Consider the following 7,454-nt stretch of genomic DNA (forward strand, 5'->3'; position numbering starts at 1 on the left):
ACAACTTCTGTATTAGTACTAATTATTTTATGCTTTTTATTAGGATGTAACAGAGAAACACCAAAAGATGAATCTCAACAAAATTATGAAGATGAATCTAATATTTCTAAAACAAATGGAGAAGAACTTGTAAATATAAACAGTGAATTGTTAGGTTCGACTCCTTTTGATATCCAAATCGATAAAACAGCATTGCAGACTAGAAAAGAAACAGAAACAGAAGTTACAATAAAGACAAATTTAACAGACTGGGGTTATACTGTTTCTTCTGAAAAAGGGAAAATATCTGATATAAATAAAAATTCATTCATATATATAGCACCTAAAGATGAGAGGGATGATACTATAAAAATACAATTATCGGACTATGAAAATGGCATATCATATGAATATACAATTCCACTTATTTTTGCGGGAAACAATGAACATTCTTTAGATAAATTCAAGGAAAATCTTTCAAGATTACCTAATAGTTAGTAAAGAGTCGATAGACTAAAGTACCACCATCCTCTTTTATTTCAACTGAATATCCATCCCGCCGCACCGCAGCGGCACATGAAGCAGTAAATCCGAAAAAGATTTGCTGCTTTTTTTGCGTCCATTTTTGGCAAATTTCCAAAAGTTCCGTATTAGACAGTGAAACCAAAAAAGGCTGCCATTTTTTTCAGACAGCGGGCAAAACGCAGCTTCCGAAACGCCTTATTGTCGGGAAAGACCGAGCCGCCGGAAAAGTTCTTGCCGGAAAGTCCGTCCATTCTGCTCTTTTGTGGTTTGTAGGGAGTAAGGGAAAAACGCCAGCCCGCAGCCTTTTATAAAAAAAGCTGGTTATAGATTTTCTGAAAAAGTGGCAGTAGCAAGTGAACGGCAGGCCGGCAGTTTCTTAGAGCAAGATTCTACCGAGGTGCCAAAATTCGCTTATCGCTCATTTTGCCCCTGCGGGAATCTTGTTGGGGAGTGCCTTCCCCAAACCCTGCTTATGCGGCTTGCGCCGCTGAAAAACCCCTCAAAATATTTTTCGGATTTTTCAAAAACAGTTCCGCTTCACACCCTGTTTTTCTCCTATTAGTGAGAGGACACCACGCACAGAAAGGAGGTCAACCACCTATGAAACGATACAACACGCCGCACCGCAGCCGGGTAGTCAAAACACGCATGACCGAGGAAGAATACGCCGAGTTTGCCCAGCGGCTTTCTGCTTACCACATGAGCCAAGCCGAGTTTATCCGGCAAGCCATAACCGGGGCAGCCATACGCCCCATCATAACCGTTTCCCCCATCAATGACGAGCTGCTTGCCGCTGTCGGGAAGCTGACCGCCGAATACGGGAGGATCGGCGGCAACTTAAACCAGATAGCCCGGACGCTGAACGAGTGGCACAGTCCCTATCCGCAGCTTGCCGGGGAGGTACGGGCGGCGGTTTCCGACCTTGCTGCCCTAAAGTTTGAAGTCTTGCAGAAAGTGGGTGACGCTGTTGGCAACATTCAAACATATCAGCTCTAAAAACGCCGACTATGGCGCAGCGGAAGCCTATCTCACATTTGAGCATGACGAGTTTACCATGAAAGCCACCCTTGATGAAAACGGGCGGCTGATACCGAGGGAGGATTACCGCATTTCTTCCCTCAACTGCGGGGGCGAGGATTTCGCTGTTGCCTGTATGCGAGCCAATCTCCGCTATGAGAAAAACCAAAAACGGGAAGATGTGAAAAGCCACCACTATATCATCAGCTTTGACCCACGGGACGGGACAGACAACGGCTTGACCGTAGACCGGGCGCAGGAGCTGGGCGAGCAGTTCTGCAAGGAGCATTTCCCCGGACACCAAGCCCTAATCTGCACCCACCCGGACGGGCATAACCACAGCGGGAATATCCATGTGCATATCGTCATCAACTCCCTGCGGATTTACGAAGTCCCGCTTCTGCCCTACATGGACAGACCAGCCGACACGCTGGAGGGCTGCAAGCACCGCTGCACCAACGCCGCTATGGAATATTTCAAGAGCGAAGTCATGGAAATGTGCCACCGGGAGGGGCTTTACCAAATCGACCTCTTGAACGGCAGCAAGGAACGGATAACCGAACGGGAATACTGGGCGGCAAAGAAAGGGCAGCTTGCCCTTGACAAAGAGAACGCCGCCAGAGAAGCCGCCGGACAGCCGACCAAGCCCACCAAGTTTGAAACGGACAAGGCGAAGCTGCGCCGGACGATACGGCAGGCACTTTCCCAAGCTGGCAGCTTTGACGAGTTTTCTTCCCTTTTGCTGCGGGAGGGTGTGACCGTCAAGGAGAGCCGGGGGCGGCTTTCCTACCTCACGCCGGACAGGACAAAGCCTATCACAGCCCGAAAGCTGGGGGACGATTTTGACAAGGCTGCTGTCCTTGCCCTGCTCACGCAGAACGCCCACAGAGCTGCCGAACAGACCAAAGCCATACCCGAATACCCTGCCGCAGTTAAAAAGCCGTTACAAGGGGAAAAAGCTGCAAAAACCACCCCGGCAGACAACACCTTGCAGCGCATGGTTGACCGGGAAGCCAAGCGAGCCGAGGGCAAGGGCGTGGGCTATGACCGCTGGGCGGCAAAGCACAACCTAAAGCAAATGGCAGCTACCGTTACCGCCTATCAGCAGTACGGCTTTTCCTCCCCGGAGGAACTGGACGAAGCCTGTTCTGCCGCCTATGCCGCCATGCAGGAAAGCCTTGCGTGGTTGAAGCAGGTGGAAAAGACGCTGAACGGGAAAAAGGAGCTGCAACGGCAGGTGCTTGCCTATTCCAAGACCCGCCCTGTCCGGGACGGGCTGAAACAGCAGAAAAACGCCAAAGCAAAAGCAGCCTACCGTCAGAAGCATGAAAGTGACTTTATCATAGCAGACGCAGCCGCCCGCTATTTCAGGGAGAACGGCATTTCCAAGCTGCCGAGCTATAAATCCCTGCAAGCAGAGATTGAAAGCCTTATCAAAGAGAAAAACAGCGGCTACAACGATTACCGGGCAAAACGGGAGGAGTACCGCCGCTTGCAGACTGTCAAGGGCAATATCGACCAGATTTTACGCCGGAGCGAGCCGCAGCGCAGAAAGGAGCAGAGCCATGAACGGTAATATCCCCCGCATGGACTACCGCCAGTACCGGGCAGCCCGCCGCCTTGTGCATGAGTGCTGCAACTATGACAGCGGGAACTGCCTGCTGTTGGAGGACGGCGAGCCTTGCGTGTGTGTACAGAGTATCAGCTATTCGCTGCTCTGCCGCTGGTTTACCGCCGCTGTCCTGCCCCTTGATGAAGCACTGGAAGCCGCCCTCTTGCGCCGGGGAAGCCGGAAACGCTGCGCTGTCTGCGGGGCGTTCTTCTTCCCAAAATCCAACCGGGGGAAATACTGCCCGGACTGCGCCGGACGCATGAAGCGGATAAACGCCGCCAAACGGAAGCGGAAACAAAGGGAGAAATGTCACGCTTTAGGGCATTTCAAACCCGCATAAATCAAGGCTTTTTTGGAGGGTGTCAAAGGGTGCGTGATACATTTATCCTTTTCCCTTAAAAACGCCCCCTAAAAGCGTAACAGAACCCACAGACAGACACCACAAGGAGGTGAACCCTATCGCTGATATATGACCGCAGGAACGGAGCTGCCCGCTTACCTGCCTTACCCCCGTTTCCTGCTGGAAACAGACCTATCCCACACCGCAAGAGAGTTATATGCGCTGCTGTTAGACCGTTCCACCCTTTCGCAGAAGAACGGCTGGCAGGACAGCGAGGGACGGACATACATTGTCTACCCCATAGCAGAGATAGCGGAAATGCTGGATAAAGGCTGCACCACCATAAAGGGCGCACTGAACGAACTGGACGCTGCCGGGCTGCTGGAACGCAGACGGACGGGCTTTTCTGCCGCCAACCGTCTGTATGTGAAAGTGCCGCCTATCCCAGTGGTACAGTTTTCCGACCAACTGACGGACGGAAAACCGCCCCTCATAAGGGCGGGAAACCGACCAACTGACAGCCGGAAAACTGACCTTATGACGGTCGGAAAACCGTCCCCTAACCAAACTAATATAAACAACCTAATAGAGAGCCAAACAAAAGGAGCGAGTGAGGGGCAGCCCCCCGCCGCTTATGGCAGATATAAAAATGTATTTCTTTCTGACACAGAACTTTTGGAGCTGGAACAGGACTTCCCCGGCAAGTGGGAGTATTACCTTGACCGCCTTTCCTGCCACATCGCTTCCACCGGGAAGCAGTACCAGAGCCATGCAGCCACCATTTACAAGTGGGCGCAGGAGGACGCTGCCAAAGAGAAGCCAAAGAAAGGCATACCGGACTATTCATTCAAGGAGGGAGAAAGCCTATGACCGATACAATCCACAACACCATACTGCCTATGACCGACACCACAGCCGAGCCGGAGGATTACACCGGGGAGGACGGGCTTTTATACTGCGGCAAATGCCGGAAACCCAAAGAAGCCTATTTCCCGGAGGGCAAGACCTTTTTCGGGCGTGACCGCCACCCGTCAGAGTGCGACTGCCAGCGGGCAGCCCGTAAGGAACGGGAAGCCGCCGAGAAGCGGCGCAGCCACCTTGAAACGGTGGAACGGCTGAAACGGCAGGGCTTTACAGACAAGACCATGCAGGACTGGACATTTGCCAACGATAACGGCAGCTGCCCGCAGATGAAGAACGCCGCCGGATATGTGGCACGCTGGGAACAGATAAAGGACGGGAACTACGGGCTGCTCTTGTGGGGCAGGGTAGGCACTGGGAAAAGCTATTTTGCCGGGTGTATTGCAAACGCCCTCATGGAGCAGGAAGTCCCGGTGTGCATGACAAACTTTGCAGCAATATTAAACGACCTTGCCGCCAGCTTTGCGGGCAGGAACGAATATATTTCCCGCCTTTGCAGCTTCCCCCTGCTCATCATTGACGATTTTGGAATGGAGCGTGGCACAGAATACGGTCTGGAACAGGTCTACAATGTGATTGACAGCCGCTACCGGAGCAGGAAGCCGCTGATTGTGACGACCAACCTCACGCTGGAGGAATTGCAGCACCCGGAGGACACCGCCCACGCCCGGATTTATGACCGCCTGCTTGAAATGTGTTCCCCTCTCTGCTTTACCGGGGAGAATTTGAGGAAAGCCGCCGCACAGGGAAAAATGGAACAGCTGAAACGGCTGCTTGCCGGAAAGGAGATTTGCCTATGACCGACACCCAGAGAAACAAACGCCCTGCCCGCCGCCCGGACTGCGTGACCGAAACGAGGATAGGCAACACAATCCTTGTGGTGTCTGGCTTTTTCAAGGAGGGGGCGACCGACACCGCCGCTGACAAGATGATGAAAGTGCTGGAAGCAGAAGCCGCCGCCGGATATTTGACCTGTGATAAGCCTGATTGAAAAACCGTCATTTTTACCGACCGTAAAGAAGCAGATTTGACGCTTTTGCCGCTATACAGACAGCCGCCCCATGTGGTACAATCAAGGTACGGAATAGTGGGGCTGGCTGTCGGAAACGGAGGAATTTATGTTAAGACAGACCACCCAGCAACTCATTACCGCCCTTTACCCAAGACTGTCCCATGAGGACGAGCTGCAAGGCGAGAGCAATTCCATTTCCAACCAAAAGAGGATTTTGGAAACCTATGCCAAACAGAATGGATTTTCTAATCTGCGCTGGTACACCGACGACGGTTATTCCGGTGCGAACTTTCAAAGACCCGGATTTCAAGCCATGCTTGCAGACATTGAAGCAGGGAAAGTCGGGACAGTTATCGTCAAGGATATGTCGAGGTTAGGGCGAAACTACTTACAGGTGGGAATGTACACAGAAATGATTTTCCCACAGAAAGGTGTCCGCTTCATCGCTATCAATGACGGAGTGGACAGCGCACAGGGGGAAAATGATTTTGCCCCGCTGCGGAACATTTTTAACGAATGGCTGGTGAGAGATACGAGCAAGAAAATCAAGGCAGTAAAACGCTCTAAGGGCATGAGCGGAAAGCCCATCACAAGCAAGCCCGTCTATGGCTACCTCATGGACGAGGACGAAAACTTTATCATTGACGAGGAAGCCGCCCCGGTGGTACGGCAGATTTACAGCCTTTGCCTTGCCGGGAACGGTCCGACCAAGATAGCCCGTATGCTGACCGAGCAGCAAATCCCCACGCCGGGGACGCTGGAATACCGCAGGACGGGCAGCACCCGCCGCTACCACCCCGGCTATGAGTGCAAGTGGGCGACCAATACCGTGGTTCATCTGCTGGAAAACCGGGAATATACGGGCTGTCTGGTAAACTTTAAGACCGAGAAGCCGTCCTACAAGCTGAAACACAGCATAGAAAATCCCCCGGAAAAGCAGGCGGTTTTTGAGAACCACCATGAGCCTATCATTGACCGGGAAACGTGGGAACGGGTGCAGGAGTTACGCAAGCAGCGCAAACGCCCCAACCGTTATGACGAAGTGGGCTTGTTCTCCGGCATACTCTTTTGTGCCGACTGCGGCAGCGTCATGTACCAGCAGCGATACCAGACGGACAAGCGCAAGCAGGACTGTTATATCTGCGGAAGCTACAAGAAACGCACCGCCGACTGCACAGCGCACTTTATCCGCACTGACCTCTTGACCGCTGGCGTACTCTCCAATCTGCGGAAAGTTACCAGCTATGCGGCAAAGCATGAAGCCCGGTTTATGAAGCTTTTAATCGAGCAGAATGAGGACGGGGACAGACGCAGGAACGCCGCCAAGAAAAAGGAGCTGGAAGCCGCCGAGAAACGCATAGCCGAGTTATCTGCTATCTTCAAGCGGCTGTATGAGGACAGCGTAACCGGGCGCATATCGGACGAGCGTTTCACAGAGCTGTCGGCAGACTATGAAGCCGAGCAGAAAGAACTGAAAGAACGTGCCGCCAGACTGCGGGAAGAACTTTCCAAAGCGCAGGAAGCCACCGCAAACGCTGAAAAGTTTATGAATGTGGTACGCAGGCACACTACCATTGAAGAACTTACCCCTACTCTGCTGCGGGAGTTTGTGGAGAAAATCGTTGTCCATGAAAGCGTTGCCCTTGACGGGAAACGCCGGGGCAAGTTACGCAGACAGGAAATCGAAATCTATTATTCTTTTGTCGGCAAGGTAGAACTGCCCGACACCTAACCGCCCGACCTATCCGACATACCTCATGTGCCGGATAGGAACGGCAAAATTTTTTACACTTCTATTACTTCTTTATCACACATAAGCAAAATCACAGGGCATTAAGCAGCTCATGGCTGGCGGCGGTGTCGTTCTGATCGGCCTTCAGCTTATCCCTCTGCTGTCCGGTCTGTTCAGCTAAGTGTCACCCGTTGTCCCTTTTTCCAGAAGGAGCTGATGTATGGACTTTATCATCGACGCAATCGTTGAATGGCTGAAAGGTCTGCTCGTCGATGGTATCATGGGAAATCTGGACGGCCTTTTCGATAACGTCAAT

At 52.2% G+C, this 7,454-nt stretch carries 8 protein-coding genes and 1 pseudogene; all 9 read left to right on the plus strand.

From position 1 onward, the window contains the following. Positions 1-477 (plus strand): murein transglycosylase (locus DWX76_RS13315; protein ID WP_118570859.1); only part of this gene is annotated, 477 nt, incomplete at its 5' end. A gap of 627 nt (positions 478-1,104) precedes the next feature. Next, on the plus strand, positions 1,105-1,500 hold the full coding sequence (locus DWX76_RS13325) for a plasmid mobilization protein (protein WP_002594236.1): 396 nt from the start codon (positions 1,105-1,107) through the stop codon (positions 1,498-1,500). After that, positions 1,472-3,097 (plus strand): relaxase/mobilization nuclease domain-containing protein, encoded by a 1,626-nt coding sequence (locus DWX76_RS13330; RefSeq protein WP_002594235.1) that lies wholly within the window; start codon positions 1,472-1,474, stop codon positions 3,095-3,097. The genes DWX76_RS13325 and DWX76_RS13330 overlap by 29 nt, the downstream gene beginning before the upstream one ends. Then, the gene (locus tag DWX76_RS13335; protein WP_002594234.1) at positions 3,087-3,473 is read left to right on the plus strand and encodes a cysteine-rich VLP domain-containing protein; all 387 of its coding nucleotides are present in this window, start codon (positions 3,087-3,089) and stop codon (positions 3,471-3,473) included. The genes DWX76_RS13330 and DWX76_RS13335 overlap by 11 nt, the downstream gene beginning before the upstream one ends. 129 nt (positions 3,474-3,602) lie before the next feature. Continuing rightward, positions 3,603-4,343, plus strand: a complete 741-nt coding sequence (locus DWX76_RS13340; protein WP_002594233.1) for a replication initiator protein A — start codon at positions 3,603-3,605, stop codon at positions 4,341-4,343. Next, positions 4,340-5,194 carry an ATP-binding protein gene (locus DWX76_RS13345; protein WP_002594232.1) on the plus strand — a complete coding sequence of 285 codons (855 nt, stop codon included), beginning with the start codon at positions 4,340-4,342 and terminating at the stop codon, positions 5,192-5,194. Before DWX76_RS13340 ends, DWX76_RS13345 begins: the two co-directional genes overlap by 4 nt. Further along, positions 5,191-5,385: a transposon-encoded TnpW family protein gene (locus DWX76_RS13350; protein ID WP_002594231.1), complete on the plus strand. Its 195-nt coding sequence runs from the start codon at positions 5,191-5,193 to the stop codon at positions 5,383-5,385. Before DWX76_RS13345 ends, DWX76_RS13350 begins: the two co-directional genes overlap by 4 nt. A gap of 127 nt (positions 5,386-5,512) precedes the next feature. Next, the gene (locus tag DWX76_RS13355; RefSeq protein WP_002594230.1) at positions 5,513-7,138 is read left to right on the plus strand and encodes a recombinase family protein; all 1,626 of its coding nucleotides are present in this window, start codon (positions 5,513-5,515) and stop codon (positions 7,136-7,138) included. 85 nt (positions 7,139-7,223) lie between these two features. Then, positions 7,224-7,319, plus strand: a pseudogene (locus tag DWX76_RS14645) (Maff2 family protein); the annotation flags it as partial. Between the last annotated feature and the right edge of the window lie 135 nt (positions 7,320-7,454).

Source organism: Clostridium sp. AF21-20LB, from assembly GCF_003478795.1.
GTDB lineage: Bacteria > Bacillota > Clostridia > Lachnospirales > Lachnospiraceae > Otoolea > Otoolea fessa.